Origin of the sequence: Pseudomonas sp. LABIM340, assembly GCF_040017195.2 — a bacterium.
GTDB lineage: Bacteria > Pseudomonadota > Gammaproteobacteria > Pseudomonadales > Pseudomonadaceae > Pseudomonas.
In genome coordinates, this window is record NZ_CM200227.1 from 6282955 (window position 1) to 6306180 (window position 23226).

At 63.2% G+C, this 23226-nt stretch carries 18 protein-coding genes; 4 read left to right on the plus strand and 14 right to left on the minus strand.

Annotated elements, in window-relative coordinates; translation table 11 throughout:
- Positions 1–116 precede the first annotated feature (116 nt).
- The 8 genes from ABKS89_RS28920 to ABKS89_RS28955 form a co-directional block, all read right to left on the minus strand.
- Positions 117–989 (minus strand): ABC transporter permease subunit, encoded by an 873-nt coding sequence (locus ABKS89_RS28920; protein ID WP_081515243.1) that lies wholly within the window; start codon positions 987–989, stop codon positions 117–119.
- The gene (locus ABKS89_RS28925) at positions 986–1867 is read right to left on the minus strand and encodes an ABC transporter permease subunit (RefSeq protein WP_138214270.1); all 882 of its coding nucleotides are present in this window, start codon (positions 1865–1867) and stop codon (positions 986–988) included. The genes ABKS89_RS28920 and ABKS89_RS28925 overlap by 4 nt, the downstream gene beginning before the upstream one ends.
- A 26-nt stretch (positions 1868–1893) precedes the next feature.
- Complete coding sequence (locus tag ABKS89_RS28930; protein ID WP_015479458.1) at positions 1894–3048, minus strand: ABC transporter ATP-binding protein; 1155 nt, start codon at positions 3046–3048, stop codon at positions 1894–1896.
- A 149-nt stretch (positions 3049–3197) separates the two neighbouring features.
- Positions 3198–4268 carry a polyamine ABC transporter substrate-binding protein gene (locus ABKS89_RS28935; RefSeq protein WP_225594893.1) on the minus strand — a complete coding sequence of 357 codons (1071 nt, stop codon included), beginning with the start codon at positions 4266–4268 and terminating at the stop codon, positions 3198–3200.
- Positions 4269–4519: 251 nt separating this feature from the next.
- The gene (locus ABKS89_RS28940; protein ID WP_138213742.1) at positions 4520–5620 is read right to left on the minus strand and encodes a polyamine ABC transporter substrate-binding protein; all 1101 of its coding nucleotides are present in this window, start codon (positions 5618–5620) and stop codon (positions 4520–4522) included.
- A gap of 117 nt (positions 5621–5737) precedes the next feature.
- Positions 5738–7105 (minus strand): aspartate aminotransferase family protein, encoded by a 1368-nt coding sequence (locus ABKS89_RS28945; protein ID WP_138213741.1) that lies wholly within the window; start codon positions 7103–7105, stop codon positions 5738–5740.
- A 61-nt stretch (positions 7106–7166) separates the two neighbouring features.
- Positions 7167–8525, minus strand: a complete 1359-nt coding sequence (locus ABKS89_RS28950; RefSeq protein ID WP_138213740.1) for a glutamine synthetase family protein — start codon at positions 8523–8525, stop codon at positions 7167–7169.
- Between the two features lie 40 nt (positions 8526–8565).
- Positions 8566–9315 (minus strand): gamma-glutamyl-gamma-aminobutyrate hydrolase family protein, encoded by a 750-nt coding sequence (locus tag ABKS89_RS28955; RefSeq protein WP_348588500.1) that lies wholly within the window; start codon positions 9313–9315, stop codon positions 8566–8568.
- Between the two features lie 278 nt (positions 9316–9593).
- On the opposite strand from ABKS89_RS28955, the gene ABKS89_RS28960 reads away from it, so the two are divergent.
- The 4 genes from ABKS89_RS28960 (at position 9594) to aguA (ending at position 14363) form a co-directional block, all read left to right on the plus strand.
- Positions 9594–10973, plus strand: a complete 1380-nt coding sequence (locus ABKS89_RS28960; protein ID WP_138213737.1) for a glutamine synthetase family protein — start codon at positions 9594–9596, stop codon at positions 10971–10973.
- Positions 10974–11222: 249 nt separating this feature from the next.
- Positions 11223–12284: a polyamine ABC transporter substrate-binding protein gene (locus tag ABKS89_RS28965; protein ID WP_138213736.1), complete on the plus strand. Its 1062-nt coding sequence runs from the start codon at positions 11223–11225 to the stop codon at positions 12282–12284.
- A 55-nt stretch (positions 12285–12339) separates the two neighbouring features.
- A complete protein-coding gene (locus ABKS89_RS28970) occupies positions 12340–12981 on the plus strand; it encodes a TetR/AcrR family transcriptional regulator (protein WP_348588501.1) in 642 nt (213 codons plus the stop codon).
- A gap of 272 nt (positions 12982–13253) precedes the next feature.
- Positions 13254–14363, plus strand: a complete 1110-nt coding sequence (gene aguA, locus ABKS89_RS28975; protein WP_348588502.1) for an agmatine deiminase — start codon at positions 13254–13256, stop codon at positions 14361–14363.
- Positions 14364–14450: 87 nt separating this feature from the next.
- Here aguA and ABKS89_RS28980 read toward each other — a convergent pair whose 3' ends face one another.
- From ABKS89_RS28980 to ABKS89_RS29005, 6 genes are all read right to left on the minus strand, one after another.
- Positions 14451–15827: an OprD family porin gene (locus tag ABKS89_RS28980; protein WP_348588503.1), complete on the minus strand. Its 1377-nt coding sequence runs from the start codon at positions 15825–15827 to the stop codon at positions 14451–14453.
- A gap of 527 nt (positions 15828–16354) precedes the next feature.
- Positions 16355–17713 carry an OprD family porin gene (locus tag ABKS89_RS28985; protein WP_045215520.1) on the minus strand — a complete coding sequence of 453 codons (1359 nt, stop codon included), beginning with the start codon at positions 17711–17713 and terminating at the stop codon, positions 16355–16357.
- 846 nt (positions 17714–18559) lie between these two features.
- A complete protein-coding gene (locus ABKS89_RS28990; protein WP_138213732.1) occupies positions 18560–19681 on the minus strand; it encodes a polysaccharide biosynthesis/export family protein in 1122 nt (373 codons plus the stop codon).
- Between the two features lie 31 nt (positions 19682–19712).
- On the minus strand, positions 19713–21113 hold the full coding sequence (locus ABKS89_RS28995) for an undecaprenyl-phosphate glucose phosphotransferase (RefSeq protein WP_348588505.1): 1401 nt from the start codon (positions 21111–21113) through the stop codon (positions 19713–19715).
- A gap of 102 nt (positions 21114–21215) precedes the next feature.
- Positions 21216–22091 (minus strand): glucose-1-phosphate thymidylyltransferase RfbA, encoded by an 876-nt coding sequence (rfbA, locus tag ABKS89_RS29000; protein WP_348588506.1) that lies wholly within the window; start codon positions 22089–22091, stop codon positions 21216–21218.
- Positions 22088–23206 carry a glycosyltransferase family 4 protein gene (locus ABKS89_RS29005; RefSeq protein ID WP_348588507.1) on the minus strand — a complete coding sequence of 373 codons (1119 nt, stop codon included), beginning with the start codon at positions 23204–23206 and terminating at the stop codon, positions 22088–22090. Before ABKS89_RS29005 ends, rfbA begins: the two co-directional genes overlap by 4 nt.
- Between the last annotated feature and the right edge of the window lie 20 nt (positions 23207–23226).

Here is a 23226-nt window from a genome sequence, read left to right on the forward strand (position 1 = left end):
GATAAACCCCGTACTTCCAAGCACTTCGGAATAACGTGTGAGCAAAAAAACACGGGCCACCCGAAGGTGGCCCGTGGTTCGACAATCGCCGGATACTACCGGCCGACAAGACGGCGTCAGGCGGTGGCTGTCGAACCCTTCTGCCAATCGGTCGCGTTGGACTCCATGGCTTCCTGGATCGCACGCTTGCGACGCTCCTCGGCCTGGCGGGTGAAGTACCAGGCGAAGAAGGTGAACAGCGAAACGGTCAGCAGGATCAGGCTGGCTACGGCGTTGATCTCCGGCTTCACGCCCAGGCGCACGGCGGAGAACACTTCCATCGGCAGGGTGGTGGAGCCAGGACCGGACACGAAGCTGGCCAGTACCAGGTCATCCAGCGACAGCGCGAAGGACATCATGCCGCCCGCCGCCAGCGACGGGGCGATCATCGGGATGGTGATCAGCATGAACACTTTCCAGGGCTTGGCGCCCAGGTCCATGGCCGCTTCCTCGATGGACAGGTCCAGTTCGCGCAGGCGCGCCGACACCACCACCGCCACGTAGGACGAGCAGAAGCTGGTGTGGGCGATCCAGATGGTCACGATGCCGCGCTCCTGCGGCCAGCCGATCAGCTGGGCCATCGCAACGAACAGCAGCAGCAGCGACAGACCGGTGATCACCTCGGGCATGACCAGCGGCGCGGTGACCATGCCGCCGAACAGCGTGCGGCCACGGAAGCGCGGGATGCGGGTCAGCACGAATGCGGCCAGGGTGCCCAGGGCCACCGAAGAGATCGCGGTGTAGCAGGCGATCTCCAGCGAGCGGAACACCGAGCCGACCAGTTGCTGGTTGTCCAGCAGGCCGACGTACCACTTCACCGACCAGCCGCCCCACACGGTCACCAGCTTGGAGCCGTTGAACGAGTAGATGACCAGGATGAGCATCGGCACGTAGATGAAGAGCAAGCCCAACACCAGCATGATGTTGGAGAACGACCAACGCTTGTTCATACCTTGCCCTCCAGCTCTTTAGCCTGGTTCTTGTTAAAGAAGATGATGGGCACGATCAGGATCGCCAGCATCACGACGGCAAGGGCGGATGCCACCGGCCAGTCACGGTTGTTGAAGAACTCCTGCCACAGCACTTTACCGATCATCAGCGTCTCGGGGCCGCCCAGCAGTTCCGGGATCACGAACTCGCCCACCGCCGGGATGAACACCAGCATGCAGCCGGCGATGATGCCGTTCTTGGACAGCGGGACGGTGATCTTCCAGAAGCTGGTGAAGCTGCGCGCGCCGAGGTCGGAAGCGGCTTCCAGCAGGCTCATGTCGTGCTTCACCAGGTTGGCGTAGAGCGGCATGACCATGAAGGGCAGGTACGAGTAGACGATACCGATGTACACCGCGAAGTTGGTGTTCAGGATCGTCAGCGGCTCGTTGATGATGCCCAGCCACATCAGGAAGCTGTTGAGCAGGCCGTTGTTGGACAGGATGCCCATCCAGGCGTAAACGCGGATCAGGATCGCCGTCCAGGTCGGCATCATGATCAGCAGCAACAGGACGGTCTGCATTTCCTTGCTGGCGCGGGCGATGGCATAGGCCATCGGGTATCCGATGAGCAGGCACAGGAAGGTGCTGATCGCCGCCATCTTCAGCGAGCCCAGGTAGGCGTCGATGTAGAGCGGGTCGTCCGTCAGCATCAGGTAGTTGCCCAGATTCATCACGACCTGAAGGGTCTGGTCGGCGTACTGGAACACTTCGGTGTACGGCGGAATGGCCACGTCCGCTGCCGCCAGACTGATCTTCAGCACGATGGCGAAGGGCAGCAGGAAGAACAGGAACAGCCAGAAGAACGGCACACCGATCACGGCATGCCGGCCGTTCGGCAGGCGTTTCATGAGCGATTTGCTGATGTTCATGATTGCAGTACCACACCGCTGTCGTCGTACCAGCTGATGTAAACCGGCTGGTCCCAGGTCGGGCGCGCGACGTGGCGCTCGGCGTTGGCCATGAAGGCCTGGACGATGAAGCCGGAGGCCAGCTTGATGTAGTACACCGAGTGACCGCCCAGGTAGGCGATGTCGTGGACGGTGCCCTGGGCGACGTTGAAGCCTTCGTGCTCGAGGTTTTCCGGCTTCTGCGCGCTGACCATGACCTTTTCAGGACGCAGCGCGTAGGTCATGCGCTTGTTCTCGGCACGGGTGCTGATGCCGTGGCCGATGTAGATCGGGTTTTCCAGCTGCGGGCAGGCGATGACCGCGTGGTCCTGCAGGTCCTCGACGATCTCGCCGTCGAACAGGTTGACGTTGCCGATGAACTCGCAGATCAGGCGGCTGGCCGGAGTCTCGTAGATGTCCATCGGGCTGCCGATCTGCTCGATGCAACCCAGGTGCATGATGGCGATGCGCTGGGCCATGGTCATGGCCTCTTCCTGGTCGTGGGTCACCATCACGCAGGTCACGCCCACGCGCTCGATGATCTCTACCAGTTCCAGCTGCATCTGCGAACGCAGTTTCTTGTCCAGCGCGCCCATGGGCTCGTCGAGCAGCAGCAGCTTCGGACGCTTGGCCAGGGAGCGGGCCAGGGCCACGCGCTGACGCTGGCCGCCGGAGAGCTGGTGCGGCTTGCGCTTGGCGTACTGGGTCATCTGCACGAGCTTGAGCATCTCGTCGACGATCTTGTCGATCTCAGCCTTGGGCAGGCCATCCTGCTTCAGGCCGAAGGCGATGTTCTGCGCCACGCTCATGTGAGGGAACAGGGCGTAAGACTGGAACATCATGTTGATCGGCCGCTCATAGGGCGGCAGGTCGGTAATGTCCTGGCCATCGAGGAAGATGCGACCTTCAGTGGGACGCTCGAAACCAGCCAGCATGCGAAGCAGGGTCGACTTGCCCGAACCCGAACCACCGAGCAGGGCGAAGATCTCGCCTTTCTTGATGTCCAGGGACACGCTGTCCACAGCCAGCGTTTCGTCGAACTGCTTGCTGACCCGGTCGATTTTTACCAGAACCTCTTTAGGCTTCTGGTCGCCACTCAAGGCTTTCTTGTAGGCACCGGAGGCTATTGCCATTACCACAACTCCCAAATCATAGAGGCCCGGCCCCCGCGGCCGGGCATGCTTGGTATTACAGGGCTGGCGCAGTTTACGTGCGCCGCTGGGCCTTTCGAGGGGCCCTGCGACGCTCCGTGCCCGCGCGGACGGATTTGGGGAAAACCGTCTTACTTGCCCGACTTGATCTTGGTCCAGGAACGGGTCATGAGGCGCAGGATCTTCGGCGGCAGCTCATGCTGCACGAAGAGTTTGTCGAGAACCTCCTGGGATGGGTACACCTCAGGATTGTTGCGCACGGACTCATCCATGAATTCGCCAGCCTTGGGGTTCGGGTTGGCGTAACCGACGTAATCGCTGACCTTGGCGATCACTTCGGGTTTGAGCAGGTAGTTGATGAACGCGTGGGCCGCCTTCGGGTTGGAGGCATCCTTCGGCACGGCGAGGATGTCGAACCAGAGGTTGGCGCCTTCCTTGGGAATGGCGTAGGCGATGTTCACGCCCTTGCCGGCTTCCTTGGCGCGGTTGGCGGCCTGGAATACGTCACCGGAGAAACCGGCCGCAACGCAGATGTTGCCGTTGGCCAGGTCGGAGATGTACTTGGAGGAGTGGAAGTAGGTGACGTACGGACGCACCTTCATCAGCTTGTCCTCCACCTTCTTGTAGTCGTCCGGATTGGTGCTGTTGGGGTCCAGCCCCATGTACTTGAGCACAGCCGGCATCATCTCGTCGCCCGAATCAAGGAAGGCGACGCCACACTGGCTGAGCTTCTTCATGTTCTCGGGCTCGAAGAGAACGGCCCACGAATCGATGGTGTCGACACCCAGCACGGCCTTGACCTTCTCGACGTTGTAGCCGATGCCGTTGGTGCCCCACAGGTACGGCACGCCGTACAGGTTGCCAGGGTCGTTGGCCTCGAGCTGCTTCATCAGGTGCGGGTCGAGGTTCGACCAGTTCGGCAGCTGGCTCTTGTCCAGCTTCTGGAACGCGCCGGCCTTGATCTGGCGACCGAGGAAGTGGTTGGACGGCACGACCACGTCGTAGCCGGTGCGACCGGCCAGCAGCTTGCCTTCCAGGGTTTCGTTGGAGTCGAAGACGTCGTACACCGGCTTGATACCGGTTTCCTTCTCGAAATCGGCGAGGGTGGTTTCACCGATGTAGTCCGACCAGTTGTAGATGTGGACGGTCTGTTCCGCCTGGGCCAGCGAAGTCAGGCCGAAGACGGAGACTGCAGCGATCAGGGTTCTGCGGAAGGGAATGCGCACACGTGAGTCCTCTCGTTGTATTTGACTACTTCAGTCGGTTGCTGCCGGGGTTTCGACGGCCGGTCCGTGGATAGCGCCGAACCCTTTACAGCACGAGAGCGCCGGGGCTTGCGCAGCCATTCCACCGATGGAAGCTGTTTGTTGCTGCCGGTAGCGGGCGAGGGAGCGCACTCCCCCGCCGCTGTCCGGACCATCCGCTGCCGCGCCAGGCGACAGCGATTACCCGATTACTTGCCGGACTTGATGGTGGTCCAGCTGCGGGTCATCAGACGCTGGGTCTTCGCCGGCAGGTCCGGGAAGGCGTACAGCTTCTTCATGGTTTCCGGAGTCGGATACACGCCCGGGTCGTTGCGGATCGCCTCGTTCACCATCGGCGTGGCGGCGGCGTTGCCGTTCGGGAACTGCACGACGTTGGTGATCTCGGACATGACCGCCGGCTCGAGCAGGAAGTTGATCCACTTCAGCGCGGCTTCCTGGTTCTCGGCATCCTTCGGAATGGCGACGGTGTCGAAGAACGCGCCAGCACCTTCCTTCGGAATGTTGTACTTCACAGTGACCTTGTTCTTGGCTTCTTCAGCGCGGGACTTGGCCTGGTACACGTCACCCGAGTAACCGATAGCCACGCAGATGTTGCCGTTGGCGATGTCGGAGATGTACTTGGAGGAGTGGAAGTAGGAGACGTACGGACGAATCTTCAGGAACAGCGCTTCGGCTTCCTTCAGCTCTTTCGGGTCCTGGCTATCGGGCTTGTAGCCCAGGTAGTGCAGGGCGGCCGGGAGCATTTCGGTCGGCGAGTCGAGGAAGCTCACGCCGCAGGCCTTCAGCTTCTGGATGTTTTCCGGCTTGAACACCAGGTCCCAGGAGTCCACCGGGGCGTTGTCGCCCAGCGCGGCCTTGACCTTGTCCGGGTTGTAGCCGATGCCGATGGTGCCCCACATGTAGGGGATCGCGTACTGGTTGCCCGGGTCGCTGATCTCCAGCGTCTTCATGATGTCCGGGTTCAGGTTCTTCCAGTTCGGCAGCTTGGACTTGTCCAGCGGCGTGTAGACGCCAGCCTTGATCTGCTTGGCCAGGAAGGAGTTGGACGGCACCACGATGTCGTAGCCCGACTTGCCGGCCAGCAGCTTGGCTTCCAGCACTTCGTTGCTGTCGTAGACGTCGTAGACGACCTTGATTCCGGTTTCCTTGGTGAACTTGTCGACCGTGTCCGGCGCGATGTAGTCCGACCAGTTGTAGACGTGCAGCACCTTGTCATCTGCCTGCGCCATACCAGCCACAGCGCCTGCCAGCGTTACAGCGAGCAGGGATTTGCCGAAGGTCTTGAACATGCGGGTAGCTCCGTTTGTTTTTTTGATGTTCCGGGTGGCGTGGACATCTCCTTCCGTCACCACCCGGTGAGCCTGGCCAACGCACAGGCGCAGTCTGTCAAAGGTCCGGTGAAAGACTCAAGACAGAACGGCTGCGGCGGTTTGATCGAGGCACTTGCGCGCCAGGGTGATCAGGTCATCGATCTGCGATTTCTCGATCACCAGCGGCGGCGAGATAATCATAGTGTCTCCCACCGCGCGCATGATCAGACCGTTGCGGAAGCAGTGCTCACGGCACAGCATCCCGACACCCTTGCCTTCGAAGCGCTCGCGGGTCTTCTTGTTCTTCACCAGCTCCAGTGCTGCCACCAGGCCTACCCCGCGGGCTTCGCCTACCAGGGGATGGTCGGCCAGCTCTTGCCAGCGCTGCTGCAAATACGGTGCCGTTTCGTTCTTCACACGCTCGACAATCTTCTCTTCCCGCAGGATGCGGATGTTCTCCAGCGCCACCGCAGCGGCTACCGGGTGACCAGAGTAAGTGAAGCCGTGATAGAACTCCCCACCCTCATTCAGGGTATGGACGATCTCGTCGCGAACGATCACGCCGCCCATGGGGATGTAGCCGGAGGTCAGGCCCTTGGCGATCGGCATCAGGTCCGGGGCGTTGCCGAAGTACTGGCTGCCGAACCATTCGCCGGTACGGCCGAAGCCGCAGATGACTTCGTCGGCGATGAAAAGAATGTCGTACTTGGCGAGGATCTCGCGGATCTTCGGCCAGTAGGTTTTCGGCGGAATGATCACGCCGCCCGCGCCCTGCAGGGGCTCGGCGATGAAGGCGGCGACCTTGTCTTCGCCGACTTCGAGAATCTTCTTCTCCAGCTGCTCGGCAGCCCAGACGCCGAACTCTTCCGGGTCCATGTCGCCGCCTTCGCCGAACCAGTAGGGCTGGGCGATGTGCTCGATGCCGGGGATTGGCAGGTCACCCTGCTCGTGCAGCGCCTTCATGCCGCCCAGGCTGACGCCGGCGACGGTGGAGCCGTGGTAGCCGTTCCAGCGGCCGATGACCACTTTCTTCTGCGGCTGGCCCTTGATGGTCCAGTAGTGGCGGACCATGCGCAGCACGGTGTCGTTGGACTCCGAGCCCGAGCCGGTGAAGAACACGTGGTTCATGCCTTCGGGGGCGATGTCGGCGATCGCCTTGGACAGCTCCAGCACCGGCGGGTGGGCAGTCTGGAAGAACAGGTTGTAGTAGGGCAGTTCCTGCATCTGCTTGTAGGCGGCTTCAGCAAGTTCCTTGCGACCGTAGCCGACGTTCACGCACCACAGGCCGGCCATGCCATCGAGGATCTTGTTGCCCTCGCTGTCCCACAGGTACACGCCTTCGGCCTTGGTGATGATGCGCGCACCCTTCTCGTTCAGCTGCTTGTAGTCGGTGAACGGAGCCAGGTGGTGATCGCGGCTGAGCGCCTGCCAGTGTTGGGTGTTGGCGCTGGTCTGGTTAGTCATCTTGATAAAACCTCTTCTCTAAGAAACACGGGGCCCGGCCACGCGCCGGACCCCACGCCGATCAGACAGAAAGCAGAAGGAACTCACGCTCCCAGGAACTGATTACTCGTTTGAAGTTCTCGTGCTCGGCGCGTTTCACCGCGACGTAGCCTCGAATGAACTTGTCACCCAGGTATTTCTCCAGGGTCTTGCTGCCTTCCATGCACTCCAGGGCGGCCTCGATGGTCAGCGGCAGGCGCAGGTTACGCCGTTCATAGCCACGGCCTTTGACCTGGGCACTGGGTTTGAGGCCTTCAACCATGCCGATGTAGCCACACAGCAGGCTGGCGGCCAGGGCCAGATAAGGGTTGGCGTCGGCGCCGGCCAGGCGGTTCTCCACGCGGCGGTTGTCCGGTGTGGAATCCGGTACGCGCAGGCCCACGGTACGGTTCTCCTCGCCCCACTCCACGTTCACCGGCGCCGAGGTGTCGGGCAGGAAGCGGCGGAACGAGTTGACGTTCGGGGCGAACAGCGGCAGCGCCTCGGGGATCAGCTTCTGCAGGCCGCCGATGTGGTGCAGGAACAGCTCGCTCATGCTGCCGTCGGCGTTGGAGAAGATGTTCTTGCCGGTCTTGATGTCGACGATGCTCTGGTGCAGGTGCATGGCACTGCCCGGCTCGCCGGTCATCGGCTTGGCCATGAAGGTGGCGGCGACGTTGTGCTTGAGCGCGGCCTCGCGCATGGTGCGCTTGAACACCACGATCTGGTCGGCCAGGTCCAGGGCATCGCCGTGACGGAAGTTGATCTCCATCTGCGCGGTGCCTTCTTCATGGATCAGGGTGTCCAGATCCAGGCCCTGCAGTTCGCACCAGTCGTACATGTCCTCGAACAGCGGGTCGAATTCGTTCGCCGCGTCGATGGAGAAGGACTGGCGACCGGTCTCCTGGCGGCCGGAACGGCCGATCGGAGCCTGCAGCGGGTAGTCGGGGTCGTCGCTGCGCTTGGTCAGGTAGAACTCCATCTCCGGCGCCACGATCGGCTTCCAGCCTTTATCGGCGTAGAGCTGGAGGACGCGCTTGAGCACGTTGCGCGGCGACAGCTCGATGGGGTTGCCGAGCTTGTCGTAGGTGTCGTGGATGACCATCGCAGTCGGCTCGATGGCCCAGGGGACGAGGAACACGGCATTCTCGTCCGGGCGGCAGACCATATCGATGTCGGCCGGGTCCAGCAGGTCGTAATAGATGTCGTCTTCGACGTAATCACCGGTCACGGTCTGCAGGAGAACACTCTCCGGCAGGCGCATGCCCTTCTCGTTGAGGAATTTCGCGGTCGGCGCGATCTTGCCCCGGGCAATCCCGGTCAGGTCGGCGATCATGCATTCCACTTCGGTGATCTTGCGTTCCTTCAACCAGCCACTGAGCTGGTCTAACTTGCTAGTCATAAAGACCTCAGGGTTTGAGAGCCCGGCACCAACGCCGGACTCAGCGGTTCCCCGCCCTCTTGCTGCAGGCTTTGCCGAATGCCTGGAAGATAGCGAGATAGTTGGGGTTCGTTTCGACCTGCCATTCCGGGTGCCACTGCACCCCGACGGCGAAGGCCGCACCTTCGACGGAGAAGGCTTCAACCAACCCGTCAGGCGCCAGAGCTTCTACACGAAGGCCGGGCGCCAGACGATCAACGCCCTGGCCGTGAATAGAGTTGACCTGGAACTGCGAGGGTAGCCCGATACCGGCGAAAACGCCGCCCGGCTGCACATCGAGGACGTGCCGCAGACCATATTGGATTTCGATCGGTTCACCCGCGGGTTCGCGGTGGTCCATCAAGCCTTCGACTTCGTGCACCTTCTGGTGCAGCGAACCGCCGAAGGCGACGTTCATTTCCTGGAAGCCGCGGCAAATGCCCAACACCGGAATCCCGGCCGCGACGGCGCGGCGAATCAGCGGCAGCGTCGTACTGTCGCGCTCGGGATCATGAGGAGTGCCTGCAATGCTGGCGGAGCCACTATAATGATGGGGCTCGACGTTCGACGCCGAGCCTGTGAAGAGCAGGCCGTCGAATGCGGCCAACATGTCTTCCTGGTCGATGGCATCGCCCAGGGAGGGAATGATCAAAGGAATGCCCGAGGCCCCGGAGATCAGCGCTCTGAGGTATTTGTCGCCAGCAACATGGTAGGGTTTGGAACCGATCTGCTTGATGCAGGCGGACACGCCGATTAACGGCAGGCGAGACATGGGACACCCGTGTTTGTAAGTGTTATGGGCTTGAGGCCGAGCTTAGCCTTGTTCATTTTTTTACACAATAGTCATGTAAAAAATCAAACACGCCCCATTGAACAGCCCGCCAGCAAAGGCTCTCCGCTCATCAAAAGCGGCGCGAAACGCCCCAAAAACGGCCCATCACGACCGATGCGCCCTATTTTGGTGCGACATTGACAACCCTTGCCAATTCGGATTGACTCACACCTCAGCTTTCGAATGATTGAAATTTTTAACAATAAAGGTGTTACATCATGTCGGTACCCCAGAGTGCCGTGTCGCTCGATGAAGCGAGTGAGTTCCTGAAGGAACACCCCGAGGTCCAGTTCGTCGACCTCCTTATTGCAGACATGAATGGTGTGGTCCGCGGCAAGCGCATCGAACGCACCAACCTGCCCAAAGTCTATGAGAAGGGCATCAACCTCCCCGCCTCTCTCTTCGCTCTCGACATTACCGGCTCCACCGTAGAAAGCACCGGCCTCGGCCTGGACATTGGCGACGCGGATCGCGTCTGTTTCCCAATCCCCAACACCCTCTCCATGGAGCCCTGGCAGAAGCGCCCGACCGCGCAGCTGCTGATGACCATGCACGAGATGGAAGAACGTACGCCGTTCTTCGCCGACCCGCGTGAAGTGCTGCGTCAGGTCGTACAGAAGTTCACCGACATCGGCCTGACCATCGTCGCGGCCTTCGAGCTCGAGTTCTACCTGATCGACCAGGAGAACGTGAACGGCCGTCCGCAGCCGCCGCGCTCGCCGATCTCCGGCAAGCGTCCGCAATCGGTGCAGGTCTACTCCATCGACGACCTCGACGAGTACGCCGACTGCCTGCAGGACATCATCGACGGCGCCCGCGCCCAGGGCATTCCGGCTGACGCCATCGTCAAGGAAAGCGCCCCGGCACAGTTCGAAGTCAACATGCACCACGTTGACGACGCCCTGAAGGCCTGCGATTACGCAGTCCTGCTCAAGCGCCTGATCAAGAACGTCGCCTACGACCACGAGATGGACTCGACCTTCATGGCCAAGCCCTACCCGGGTCAGGCAGGCAACGGTCTGCACGTCCACGTCTCGCTGCTCGACAAGGACGGCAAGAACATCTTCACCAGCGAGGATCCCGAGCAGAACGCCGCGTTGCGCCACGCGATCGGCGGTGTGCTCGAGACCCTGCCGGCGTCGATGGCGTTCCTCTGCCCGAACGTCAACTCGTACCGCCGTTTCGGTTCGGCCTTCTTCGTGCCGAACGCACCGAGCTGGGGCCTGGACAACCGTACCGTCGCCCTGCGCGTGCCCACCGGCTCCGCGGACGCGGTGCGCCTGGAACACCGCGTCGCCGGTGCCGATGCCAACCCGTACCTGCTGCTCTCGGCGGTACTGGCCGGCGTCCACCACGGCCTGACCAACAAGGTCGAGCCGGGCGCGCCGATCGAAGGCAACGCCTACGAGCAATTGGAACAGAGCCTGCCGAACAACCTGCGCGATGCACTGCGCGAGCTGGACGACAGCGACGTGATGAACAAGTACATCAGCCCCGAGTACATCGACATCTTCGTCGCGTGCAAGGAGCATGAGATGCAGGAGTTCGAGTATTCGATCTCCGACCTCGAGTACAACTGGTACTTGCACACCGTATAAGTGGTAAACGAAACGCCGGCCTCAGGGCCGGCGTTTCCTTGTGCCTCTGGCACACCCGGGGAACTGCGACATCGCAACGGCGAGGAGGGGCGCTGCGGCGAGTCACATCCGTCGTTCCTTCCTGCCCGCGATGTCTCCATGCGCCCGCCTGGGCGTCCATCGCGTCTGTCGTGTCTTTGCTGTCGCGCTATCGAGCGGCGAATGAATGCCGCATCCGCTGATTACGTGGTTCATTCAGGGAGATCGCCAATGCCACGCCTGTACGCCTTGATTCTGATGCTGTTGTGCCCGCTGTCCGCCTGGGCCGACCAGGTCATCCGCGTCTACAACTGGAACGACTACATCGCTCCGGAAGTGCTCAAGGACTTCGAGAAGGACACCGGCATCCGGGTCGAGTACACGACCTACAGCACCGCCGAAGAGGTCAAGAAAGCCCTGGAGAGCGGCGAGAAATTCGACGTCGCCGTGCCCTCGCACAACGACCTGCCGGCGCTGATCCGCGACAAGCGCATCCAGGCGCTGGACTTCAGCAAGCTGCCCAACCGCAGCCACCTCGACACCCAGCTGCTGAGCAAGCTGGCCGCCGTCGACCCGAACAACCAGCACGCCGTGCCCTACCTGTGGGGCGCCGTCGGCCTGGCAATCAACGAACCCGAAGCAGAGAAGGCCTACGGCGGTAAGCTGCCCGACAGCTGGAGCATTCTGTTCGATCCGCAGCAGAGCCAGCGCCTGAAGGCCTGCGGCATGAGCCTGCTGGACGCCCCGGACGAAGCCTTCTCGGTGCTGATGAACTACCAGGGCCGCAACTTCGCCCGCAGCGCACCGTCGCAGATCCGCCGTGCCGGCGAAGTACTCGCGCAGCTGCGCCCGAACCTGCGCTACATCGACAGCGAGCGCTACATCCAGGACCTCAATACCGGCAAGCTGTGCGTCGCCATGGCCTGGGTCGGCGACGCCCTGGGCGCGGCCAACGCCGGCCAGCCGGTGCGCTTCGTGGTGCCGCAGGAAGGCTCGGTGCTGTTCATCGACAACCTGGTGATCCCCAGCGCTGCCGAGCACCCGGACCTGGCGCTGAAATTCATCGACTACATGATGCAACCCAAGGTCGCCGCGCAGGTCACCGCCGCCACCCTCTACCCCAACGGCAACAAGGACTCCGCGCAGTTCCTCGACGCCGCCCTGCGCGACCAGCCGGGCCTCTACCCGGACCAGGAAACCAAGCGCCGCCTGTTCGCCCTGGAAACCGCGCCGGAGAAGACCGCCCCGGTGATCACCGACGTCTGGGCCAAGCTGCGCGACGGCGGCAGCTGACTTGCCGAGCACCCCGGAGCTGGCGTCCAATAGCCGCCCAGCTCCGGAGGTCGTCATGCCCGCTCCCTCTCCCACTCGCAAGCCCCGCGCCAGCAGCCAGGCACGCATCGCCGTGATCCTCGAGGCCGCCCGCGCCCTGCTGGCCGAGAGTGGCGCGGCGGGGCTGTCGATCTACGCGGTGGCCGAGCGCGCGGATATCCCGCCCTCCTCCGTCTACCACTTCTTCCCCAGTGTGCCGGCCCTGCTGCAGGGGCTGACCAGCGACGTCCACGCCGCCTTCCGCGCCTGCCTGGAACAGCCCGTCGACCACGCCGCCCTGCGCGACTGGCGCGCCCTCGCGCGGCTGGTCGAGCAGCGCACCCTGGCGGTTTACGCCGAAGACGCCGCCGCGCGCCAGCTGATCCTCGCCAGCCACGGCCTCGCCGAAGTCACCCAGGCCGACAGCCAGCACGACGTGCAACTCGGCCAGGCCATGCGCGAACTGTTCGAGCGCCACTTCGAGCTGCCGCCGCTACCGCAGGACATCGAGGTCTTCAGCCTGGCCATCGAGCTGGGCGACCGCGTCTACGCCCTCTCCGTGCAGCGCCACGGGCAGATCACCGAGCGCCTGGCCGAAGAAGGCATGCGGGTAATCGACGCCTACCTGTCGCTGTACCTGCCACCCTGCCTGCCGAAGCGTCCCTCACCGCTAGAATAATCGATTTTTATCCGATAAGTATTCGGATATACGGCCGAAATATTTCTATTTTGTCCTTCATAAACCGATTTTTATCGGATATAAGTTCTCCCACCTGGGAGCATCCCGGCTTGCTGATGCGGCAGGCGACCTATACTGGCCCTCCTGCAACGGTCGACAGCGACGACATCCCGAATGACACAACCCACTCCGTAGGATGGGCAGAGCGCAACGATACCCATCGATGGCTATCGGCTCGCCCCTTCCACGAAGCACTGACCAAGGACCGCCCCATGACCACGCTGACCAGCACTCCCCGCGCCGATGGCTTCCGCATGCCGGCGGAATGGGAACCCCAGACCCAGACCTGGATGGTCTGGCCCGAGCGTCCGGACAACTGGCGCCTGGGCGGCAAGCCCGCGCAGGCCGCCTTCAGCGCCGTGGCCCGCGCCATCGCCCGCTTCGAGCCGGTGACCATTGGCGTCTCCGCCGGCCAGTACGAGAATGCCCGCGCCCAGTTGGCCGACGCGGCCAACATCCGCGTGGTGGAAATCAGCAACGACGACGCCTGGGTGCGCGACACCGGCCCGACCTTCGTCACCAACGACAAGGGCGACGTACGCGGCGTGGACTGGACCTTCAACGCCTGGGGCGGCCTCGAAGGCGGCCTGTACTTCCCCTGGCACCGCGACGATCAGGTAGCGAGCAAGATCCTCGGCATCGAGCGCTGCGACGGCTATCGCACCGAAGGCTTCGTACTGGAAGGCGGCTCCATCCACGTGGACGGCGAAGGCACTCTGATCACCACCGAGGAATGCCTGCTCAACCACAACCGCAACCCACACCTGAGCCGCGAAGAGATCGAGGCCGTGCTGCGCGAGCATTTGGCCATCGACACCGTGATCTGGCTGCCGGACGGCCTGTTCAACGATGAGACCGACGGCCACGTCGACAACTTCTGCTGCTACGTGCGTCCCGGCGAAGTGCTGCTCGCCTGGACCGAAGACCAGAACGACCCGAACTACGAGCGCTGCCAGGCCGCCATGCGCGTGCTGGAAACCGCCCGTGACGCCAAGGGCCGCCAGCTGACCGTGCACAAGATCATCATCCCCGGCCCGATCCACGCGACCGACGCCGAGTGCGAAGGCATCGACCTGGTGATCGGCACCCAGCCGCGCGATCCGTCGATCCGCCTGGCCGGTTCCTACGTCAACTTCCTGATCGTCAACGGCGGCATCATCGCCCCGCGCTTCGACGACCCGGCGGACGCCGAAGCCGAAGCGACCCTCAAGCGCATCTTCCCCGAGCACGAGATCGTCATGGTGCCGGGCCGCGAGATCCTCCTGGGCGGCGGCAACATCCACTGCATCACCCAGCAGCAACCGGCGCCGCAGAGCCGCTGATGCGCTGATGCGCTGAAGACCAAAAGGCCGTCGCTCCCACCGGAACGACGGCCTTTTTCATTGCCTGAAATCTGCGGAAATGCAGCGTTACAGCAGCGGAATGCTGTAGCTGACGATCAGGCGGTTCTCATCCTGGTCGCGCTGGCTCGCAGAGCCCGGCGTGGCGGCCGCCGGCAAGCCGCTGCGCAGCGACGCATTCTTCCAGGCCACGCCCAGGTTCTTCAGCGGGCCATCCTGGATGGTGTAGCCCAGGCTGATATCGCGCTCCCACTCGGTCTGCTTGCCGTAGGCGGTATCAATGCTGTCGCCGCGCAGGTAGACGGTCTGGAAGTTCAGGCCCGGTACACCCAGCGCCGCGAAGTCATAGCCGTAGCGCGCCAGCCAGGTCCGCTCGCCGGCATGCTGGAACCTGCCGATCTGCGATTCAGTGATCAGGTAGGAAGTCGCGCCGTCACCATCATTGATGAACGGAAAGTCGCTGTCGCCAGAGAGGCCTTGGTGCCCGACGCCGAAGCTGTGGCCCTGCAGGCTGTAGGTGAACAGACCGCTGAGCGCCTGGTTGTCCACCTTGCCACGGGTCACGCCGCTACCGTAGTAACCGGTGGTGGAATAGAACGGATCTTGGCTGCCATTCTTGCCGTCACTGCTGCTGTGGAAGTAGCGCAGATCGCTCTTCAATGCGCCGACACCCACGTCCCAGCTGTGCTGCAGGCCGAGGAAGTGCTGCTTGTAGAAGTCCTTCAGGTTGCCGTAGTAGTACTGGACCGTGGTGTTCGCGTTGATCCGGTAGTCCGCCCCGCCGTAGTAGAACTTGTTGCTGTACTGGGCGAACTGCGACTTGCCGCCGGCGTTGGCCCCGGCAATCGACAGCCCCTGGTCGGAGTTGCTCGAATTACGGCCTTTCATATGTTCCAGTTGGCCGGCTACGAAGGTCAGGTCCTTGAACTCGTTGGAGGTGACCTGCCCGCCACTGAAAGTCTGCGGCAACAGGCGGCCGTCGTTGTAGGTCACCACCGGCAGCTTGGGCTGCAGGGTGCCGTAGCGCAGTTCGGTCTGCGAAACCTTGGCCTTGGCGGTCAGCCCCAGGCTGGCGAAGTCATCCACCGCGCGGCCATCGCTGTCGGTGGGGAAGACGATACCGCCCAGGTTGCTGCTGTCCGGGTTGTACTGCTTGCCCCTGCCGCTATCGAGCTTCACGCCCAGCAGGCCGAGCGCATCAACGCCGAAACCCACCGTGCCCTGAGTGAAGCCGGAAGCATAATTGAACAGGAAACCCTGCCCCCACTCTTCCTGCTTGCTCGGCGCGGCGGAGCCGTTGCGGTTGTCCTGATTGATGTAGAAGTTACGCAGGCCGAGGCTGGCCTTGCTGTCCTCGATGAAGCCGTCGGCGAGAGCGCCCTGTGCCAGAGCGGCGATGACGATGGCCACGGCCAGGCTCGAATGCTTGAGTTTGCAGTGCTGCATAGCGGTTCCCCATGACAGGTTCGTGAGCACGTCATCTGGCTCCCGGCGCGCTGGGCGCGGCAGGGATGACGGCAGTGCTGATCACGACAGCCATGGGAAGGAGTGAAGGAGACGAGCCAGACGGGGCAATCTGCGCCGCCTTGTCATTGCAGCGACGGCCGGGCGCTGGTTCAGCGAGGTACTCCCGAGCGACGCCCGCTTCGTCAACCACCACCGTAAGGCCTGCTCGATGCCTCTCCCGCCGGTCCGCGCAACCGGCGCCACGATAAGAGCCAGGCCGGGCCGTGCGCGGCGGACAGGCCTGCGCTTGGGGGGCTGTTGCGCGATCTTTGACCAGGCTCACGCTTGGATTTTCAGACGCGCACGGACCACTCCGGAAATGAATGGGAAGTCTCCGATCACCGCCGGAAGAACACCGAATGGCGGCAGGAAAATTCAGCCGAAATCACGCGCTGGCTATGCACGCGCGTCATGAAAAAAGCCGCCGCCTCTGGCGAGGACGGCGGCTCTTCTTCAGCCCGCGGAAATTACAGCAGCGGGATGGTGTAGCTGACGATCAGGCGGTTCTCGTCCTGGTCACGCTGGGTCGCGGTGCCCGAACCCGTGGTCGGCAGGCCGCTGCGCAGGGCAGCGTTCTTCCAGGTGAAGCCCAGGCCCTTGAAGGTGCCATCCGGGATCACGTAGGCCAGGGAGATATCACGCTCCCACTCGCTCTTGTCGCCGTACTTGGTGTCGATGTTGTCGCCGTGCAGGTACAGGGTCTGGAAGGTCAGGCCCGGCAAGCCGGCCTGGGCGAAGTCGTAGCCGTAACGGACCTGCCAGGTGCGCTCGCCGGCGCGCAGGAACTTGCCGATCTGCACGTCGGTGATCAGGTAGGCCGTGGCGCCGTCGCCGTTGTTGATGAACGGGAAGTCGCTGTCGCCGCTGAGCTGCTGGTAGCCGGCGCCGAAGCTGTGGCCGCTGACGGTATAGGTGAACAGGCCGCTCCAGGCGCGGTTGTCGACTTCGCCCTTGGTCACGCCGTTGCCGTAGTAACCGCTGGTGTAGAAGTTCTTGTCGTGGCCGTTCTTGCCGTCATCGCTGCTGTGGAAGTAGCGCAGGTCGCTCTTGAGCACGCCCGGGCCGATCGCCCAGTTGTGCTGCAGGCCGAGGAAGTGCTGTTTGTAGAAGTCCTGCAGGTTGCCGTAGTAGTACTGCAGCGTCAGGTCCTTGGTCAGCTTGTAGTCGGCGCCGCCGTAGTAGAACTTGTTGACGAACTCGCCGGTGCGCGCGTTGTTGGCGCCGGCGATGGACAGCCCTTCGTTGTTGCTGGAGCTGCGGCCCTTCATGTGTTCCAGCTGACCGCCGAGCAGGGTCAGGTCCTTGAACTCGTTCGAGGTGACCTGGCCACCTTCGAAGGTCTGCGGCAGCAGGCGACCGTCGTTGTAGGTCACGACCGGCAGCTTGGGCAGCAGGGTGCCGTACTGCAGCACGGTGCTGGAAACCTTCACCTTGCCGGTGGCGCCCAGGTGGGAGAAATCGTCGACCGCGCGACCGTCACCATCGGTGGGGAAGACAGTACCGGAAAAGCTCGAGCTGGTTGGGTTGTAATGTGTGCCCTTGCCGCTGTCCAGGCGTACGCCCAGCAGGCCGAGTGCGTCGACGCCGAAGCCCACGGTGCCTTCGGTGAAGCCGGAGGTGTAGTTGAGCAGGAAACCCTGGCCCCACTCTTCCTGCTTGCTCGGCTCGGCGGTGCCGTTGCGGTTGTCGGTATTGATGTAGAAGTTGCGCAGGGTCAGGTTGGCCTTGCTGTCTTCGATGAAACCACCGGCGACGGCGGATTGTGCGAGGCCTGCGGCAGCGATGGCGAGCGCGAGGCTCGATTGCGTGAGAGTGCGGCGTTTCATTGGAATTTCCCCATTTTATTGATCTTGGAAAGCAGGCCATTCAAGGCGACCACTGGCTCCAGCGGAGCCCGACCGAACGGCAAGCAGCGGCCATGGCGTGTCAGGCACGCTCGGCATGCGGTAATTCGGCGGTGTACGGCGCTCCCCTAAACGGGGATCGAGCGCAGGCAAGCAGGCGGGAGGGCAGCAGAAGAATGGAATGGCATGGATCGGATCTCGTGTCTTGTTGTTGTGGCAATGCGCGGGGCATGCGTCAGTGGCTAGGCAATCCCCAGGCCAACCGGCCTTACCTGCCTGACACGCCCGCCACTTCCGACACTCGGAACGATCTGCAAGCAAATTCCTTCAGAAAAATCAGCGGAAAACCGCCACGAGCCCCCTTCATCCTGGCGGATAACCGCCATCCCCTTTCGCTGTCACGGCAACGCTGGGGGCCACGATAAAAGAAGCTCTATAAATCAAAAAAGAATTAATTATTACTATGTAATTTCTTTTGGGAATATATGGTAGCACGCCGACTGGCCGGCGCCGCCTCCCTGAGGAGGTACCCAGTTTGTATGAAATGGCTGATCAATCAGAAACGACGTAAGGACCAGGCCCGAGCTGCCGAACGCCGGGCAAAAAAAACCCGCCAGCGCTGCAACGCGGGCGGGTTCGGGACCCTGTGCTAGGGGAAGGTCCCAAAGGAGAGCGGCGGAGTGGAGTCCGCCTAGGAGTGGTGCGTCCCTGCACCCGATGGCGGCGATGATGGCCACCACCCGGCGCGGAGTCGATTCCAGCGATCCACCCGCGGCGGTGGGAAAATTCCCCAACGCCGCGGGCATTGCCGGAGAGTGCGGGTCGCAATCAGTTGCCGCCGACAGCGGCGCTGGTGCCGATGAAGTTGGCCGATGGCAGCAGCTGGCTGATGAAGCGGTTCCAGCGGGTGATGTTGGCCGGGCCGATGAACACCACGTCCTGCGGCTGCATGGCGAATTCCTTGGCCAGGGCGTACGCGGTCGGGCGCTTGGCTTCCAGGTGGAAGACCTGGGCCTGGAAGGTGCCTGGCGCGGTACCGGCGACCGGTTCCGGGTTGCCACGGATCACGTAGACCGAGTCGCCGTCGGAGGTTTCCGGGGCCAGGCCGCCGGCGTTGCCGAGCACTTCCAGCAGGGACAGACCGGTGGTGCGATAGGTGACCACCTGCGGACGCTCCACTTCACCGACCACGTAGACTTTCTTGCGGTCGTTGTAGGGCAGGTGGATCTGGTCGCCATTCTTCAGGTAGATGCCGGTCAGGGTCGAACCGGAGCGGTTCAAGGCGTCGACGTCGAGCACGTACTCGCGGCCATCACGCTTGAGGACCAGGCCGGACAAGTCCGCTTCACCGGTGACCACCCCCGCCTTGCTGACTGCCTGCACCAGGGTGGTCGGTGTGTTGTTCAGCTCGACCTGCCCGCCGTTCTGGAAGGCCCCGGAAAGCACCACGTGCTGGCTGGCATAGCGCAGCACGGTGACGTCCACCTGCGGGTCGACGATACCCTTGTTCGCCAGCCGTCGGGACAGGCTCGTACGCAACTGCGCCGGGGTCTGTCCTTCGGCGCGCACCACGCCGGCATAGGGGAAGAATATGTTGCCGTCGGCGCCGACCACGCGACCGTTGGCTTCCATCTGCTGGGTGGAGCCGGGGCTGGTCAGTTCCGGGTGGTCCCAGACGGTCACCAGCAGCACGTCGCCGCCGCCGATCACATAGTCCTCCTGCGGCGGGCGGTAATTAAGCAACTCTGCGGGTACACCGGGTTTGGCGGCGAACGCGGCCTCCTGGCGTTGCAGCACCTGGGGCGTGATGGGCACGAGGGTGATGTTCATCCCCTCTTTCTGTGCCTCGCGTTGGATATCGGAATCCGTCATGTGCTGACCGGGGGAGAACACGCAGCCTTGTAGCGCCAGACTGCCGACTACAAAGCTGAAAGCGAGCAGGTTTTTCATGGCAATCCTTCCTTGAAGCTTGTGTGGAAACTCAATAGGCATTGCGGTGTACGAAACCCTTGAACAGGGTCAGCAAGACGATCTTCAGGTCCCACCAGACGGACCAGTTCTCGATGTAGTCCAGGTCGAACTCGATGCGCTTCTGCATCTTCTCCAGGGTGTCTGTTTCGCCACGCCAGCCGTTCACCTGGGCCCAGCCGGTAATGCCTGGCTTGACCTTGTGACGCAGCATGTAACGGCTGACCTGACGCCGGTATTGCTCGTTGTGCGCCACGGCGTGGGGGCGTGGGCCGACCACGGACATGTCGCCGAGCAAGACGTTGAAGAACTGTGGCAATTCATCCAGCGAGGTGCGCCGCAGGAAGGCGCCCAGCGGGGTGATGCGGCAATCGTTGCGCGAGGCCTGGATAACGGCGGCGCCGTCTTCCATGACCGTCATGCTGCGGAATTTCCAGACGCGGATGGGCCGGCCATCCATGCCGTAGCGGGTCTGGCGGAACAGCACCGGGCCGCGCGAAGTGAGCTTCACCGCCACCGCGATGAACAGCATGGGCACGGCGATCAGCAGCAGGATCAGCGAGGCCAGCACCACGTCCTCGATGCGCTTGAGCACGGCGTTGGGGCCGTCCATGGGCGTGTCGAAGATGCTGATGGTGGCCAGCCCGTTGATGCTTTCGCTGCGCGCGTGCAGCAGGTCGAACATGAACAGGTCGGGGATCAGGTAGACCGATACCGTGGTGTCGGAAAGCTCGCGGATCAGCTCGTTGAGCAGCGGCTCGCGGGACAGCGGCAGGGTCAGGTAGACCTTGTCGATCTGCCCCGAGCGGGCGGCCTCGATCAGTGCCAGGCGGTCGCCTTTCACCGGCACCCGTTCGCCCAGTTCCATCTGCTGCGGGCGGTCGTCGTAGAAGCCGATCAGGCGCAGGCCCATCCAGGGTGCGGCGAGAATGGTCTCGGCCAGTCGCGCGCCGACTTCGCCGGTGCCGTAGATGGCCACGTTGCGGCTGTTGAAGCCGTGGCGGCGGGCGACGCGCAGCAGCATGCGGATGGCCAGGCGGTAGCCGCCCAAGATCAGCAGCGCCGCGGCGAACCAGCCCAGGCGCCGGGGCTCTTCCAGCTCCACGTGGCGCAGCGAGATGTCCAGCAGCAGCACGGCGAAGAACGCCAGCGACCAGTACAGGGTGACGCTCAGCGACTCACGCAGCAGCGACTCGCCGCGCCAGGAGCCGTAGAGCTGGTTCAGTTCGCCGAGCCAGTGGAACAGCATCACGCAGAGCAGCACCGAGACCCAGATCTGGGCATCCAGCACGCCATTGCCCGCGCCGAGCAGCACGACCCCGGTGAGCACGATCACCAGTATGTCGCTCAGGCGGTGCGCCAGCGAGATCAGCGACTGGTGCGCACGCAGAATTCCTTTCGTCTTGTTGGGCATGATGACCTCACGACTGCCGGCGTCGCTCCTGGCGCCGCTGCATCGCAGTCCGTTATCGGGCGCAATGCCGGCCAGCCCTCCACGGGCTCGCCGGCTGCGGGTTCACTGTCGCTTGTCCAGCAGCAGTTGCTGCAGGTAGCGGCCATAGCCGGTCTTGCTCAGGCGCTCGGCCTGCAGCGCCAGCAGGTTCTCGCTGAGCCAACCCTGCTGGAAGGCGATTTCCTCCAGGCAGGCGACCTTGAGTCCCTGGCGCTCCTCGATGGTCTGCACGAAATGGCCGGCCTCCATCAGCGATTCGTGGGTGCCGGTGTCCAGCCAGGCGAACCCGCGACCGAGCAGGCTGACGTGCAACTCGCCCAGCTCCAGGTAGAGGTTGTTGATGTCGGTGATTTCCAGTTCGCCGCGGGCCGAAGGGCGGATCTGGCGGGCCATGTCCACCACGCGGTTATCGTAGAAATACAAACCGGTGACGGCGTAGTTGGAGCGCGGCACGCGGGGTTTTTCCTCGATGGAAAGCACCCGGCCCGCGTCGTCGAACTCGACCACGCCGAAGCGCGCCGGGTCCGCCACCTGGTAGCCGAACACGGTGGCGCCCCGGGTCCGCGCGGCTGCCTCGCGCAGGGTTTCGGTGAAGCCCTGGCCGTAGAAGATGTTGTCGCCCAGCACCAGGCACACCGAGTCGTCACCGATGAATTGCGCACCGATCAGGAAGGCCTGCGCCAGCCCGTCCGGCGAGGGCTGCACGGCGTATTGCAGGCGCACGCCGAACTGCTCGCCGTCGCCCAGCAGGGCGCGGAAGTTCGGCAGGTCGGTGGGCGCGCAGATCAGCAGGATGTCGTCGATGCCGGCGAGCATCAGCACCGACAGCGGGTAGTAGACCATCGGCTTGTCGTAGATCGGCAGCAGTTGCTTGGACACTCCCAGGGTAATGGGATGCAGGCGGGTGCCGGAGCCACCGGCGAGGATGATGCCCTTCATGATCTGCCTCCTTGCTTGGCGATCTGTTTGGCGTCGAAGCGCGCCGGGTAGTCCGAGCGCTCGGTCAGAAAGGTGTCGATCAGGCTGGAGAGCCGCAGCGCGGAGATGTCCCAGGAGTAGCGCAGGACGTTCTCCTGACCCAGGCGGCGCAGGTCGGCGCGCAGCTTGTGGTCGAGCAGCACGCGGCGCAGGGCGGCGGCGATGCCGGGCGGATCGAGGGGGTCGAAGTACAGCACCGAGTTGCCCAGCACTTCAGGAATCGAGGCACTGCTGGCGGCCACCACCGGGCAGCCGCAGGCCTGTGCTTCCAGCGGCGGGATGCCGAAGCCTTCGTACAGCGAAGGGAAGGCGAAGACGGCGGCGTTGCGGTACTGCTCGATCAGCTGGTCGTCGTCCAGCCGGCCCAGCCAGCGCACCCGGTCGCCCTGCCCGCTCTGCTGCAGTTGCGCATCGACGAAGCTGCGGTTGGCGGCGCCGACGATGCGCAGCTCCACGTCCAGCTCGCCGAGCAGACGGAACGCTTCGATCAGCCGGGAGAAGTTCTTGTGCGACGCCGGCGAGGACACCGCCAGTACATAGGGGCGTTCGAGCAGCGTCGGCTCGAGGCCGGTGCAGAACTCGGCGGACACTGCATTGGCGATCACATGAATGCCCTTGGGGTCGACACCATAGTGCGAGGCGATCTCCTCGCGGGAGAACTCGCTGACCGTGACCTGCGCCAGCGAGCGACGCAGCATCAGCGGGATCATCAGGCGGTACAGCGCACGGAACTTCCAGGAGAAGCTTTCCGGATGGCGCACGTAGGTGATGTCGTGGTGCGTGACGACCTGCTTCGAATAGGCCAGCGGCGCCGTGCTGCACAGCGAGACCAGCAGCGGCCGGCCGTGACGGGCCAGCCACAGCGGCAGGTCGATCTGCTCCCAGAGGTGCCCGCTACGCTGGCCGATCTGTTCGACCCGGAGTTGGCTGGCGACTTCCGGGCGGAGGATTTCACCGGGCGGTGCGACGAAGTGCAGGTCGCTGCGCAGCCGCGCCAGCGACAGCGAGATCTGCTCGGCGAAGCGCTGCACACCACTCACTTGCTGGGTGAGAAAACGCGCGTTGATCACGATCATGTGGATTCTCCGCGATGGAG

Excerpts from the sequence above, each read along its gene's own strand:
- ABKS89_RS28920 (WP_081515243.1), bottom strand. The coding sequence starts at position 989 with ATGAACAAGCGTTGGTCGTTCTCCAACATCATGCTGGTGTTGGGCTTG.
- ABKS89_RS28930 (WP_015479458.1), bottom strand. The coding sequence starts at position 3,048 with ATGGCAATAGCCTCCGGTGCCTACAAGAAAGCCTTGAGTGGCGACCAG.
- ABKS89_RS28940 (WP_138213742.1), bottom strand. The coding sequence starts at position 5,620 with ATGTTCAAGACCTTCGGCAAATCCCTGCTCGCTGTAACGCTGGCAGGC.
- ABKS89_RS28945 (WP_138213741.1), bottom strand. The coding sequence starts at position 7,105 with ATGACTAACCAGACCAGCGCCAACACCCAACACTGGCAGGCGCTCAGC.
- ABKS89_RS28950 (WP_138213740.1), bottom strand. The coding sequence starts at position 8,525 with ATGACTAGCAAGTTAGACCAGCTCAGTGGCTGGTTGAAGGAACGCAAG.
- ABKS89_RS28955 (WP_348588500.1), bottom strand. The coding sequence starts at position 9,315 with ATGTCTCGCCTGCCGTTAATCGGCGTGTCCGCCTGCATCAAGCAGATC.
- ABKS89_RS28960 (WP_138213737.1), top strand. The coding sequence starts at position 9,594 with ATGTCGGTACCCCAGAGTGCCGTGTCGCTCGATGAAGCGAGTGAGTTC.
- ABKS89_RS28965 (WP_138213736.1), top strand. The coding sequence starts at position 11,223 with ATGCCACGCCTGTACGCCTTGATTCTGATGCTGTTGTGCCCGCTGTCC.
- ABKS89_RS28970 (WP_348588501.1), top strand. The coding sequence starts at position 12,340 with ATGCCCGCTCCCTCTCCCACTCGCAAGCCCCGCGCCAGCAGCCAGGCA.
- aguA (WP_348588502.1), top strand. The coding sequence starts at position 13,254 with ATGACCACGCTGACCAGCACTCCCCGCGCCGATGGCTTCCGCATGCCG.
- ABKS89_RS28980 (WP_348588503.1), bottom strand. The coding sequence starts at position 15,827 with ATGCAGCACTGCAAACTCAAGCATTCGAGCCTGGCCGTGGCCATCGTC.
- ABKS89_RS28985 (WP_045215520.1), bottom strand. The coding sequence starts at position 17,713 with ATGAAACGCCGCACTCTCACGCAATCGAGCCTCGCGCTCGCCATCGCT.
- ABKS89_RS28990 (WP_138213732.1), bottom strand. The coding sequence starts at position 19,681 with ATGAAAAACCTGCTCGCTTTCAGCTTTGTAGTCGGCAGTCTGGCGCTA.
- ABKS89_RS28995 (WP_348588505.1), bottom strand. The coding sequence starts at position 21,113 with ATGCCCAACAAGACGAAAGGAATTCTGCGTGCGCACCAGTCGCTGATC.
- rfbA (WP_348588506.1), bottom strand. The coding sequence starts at position 22,091 with ATGAAGGGCATCATCCTCGCCGGTGGCTCCGGCACCCGCCTGCATCCC.
- ABKS89_RS29005 (WP_348588507.1), bottom strand. The coding sequence starts at position 23,206 with ATGATCGTGATCAACGCGCGTTTTCTCACCCAGCAAGTGAGTGGTGTG.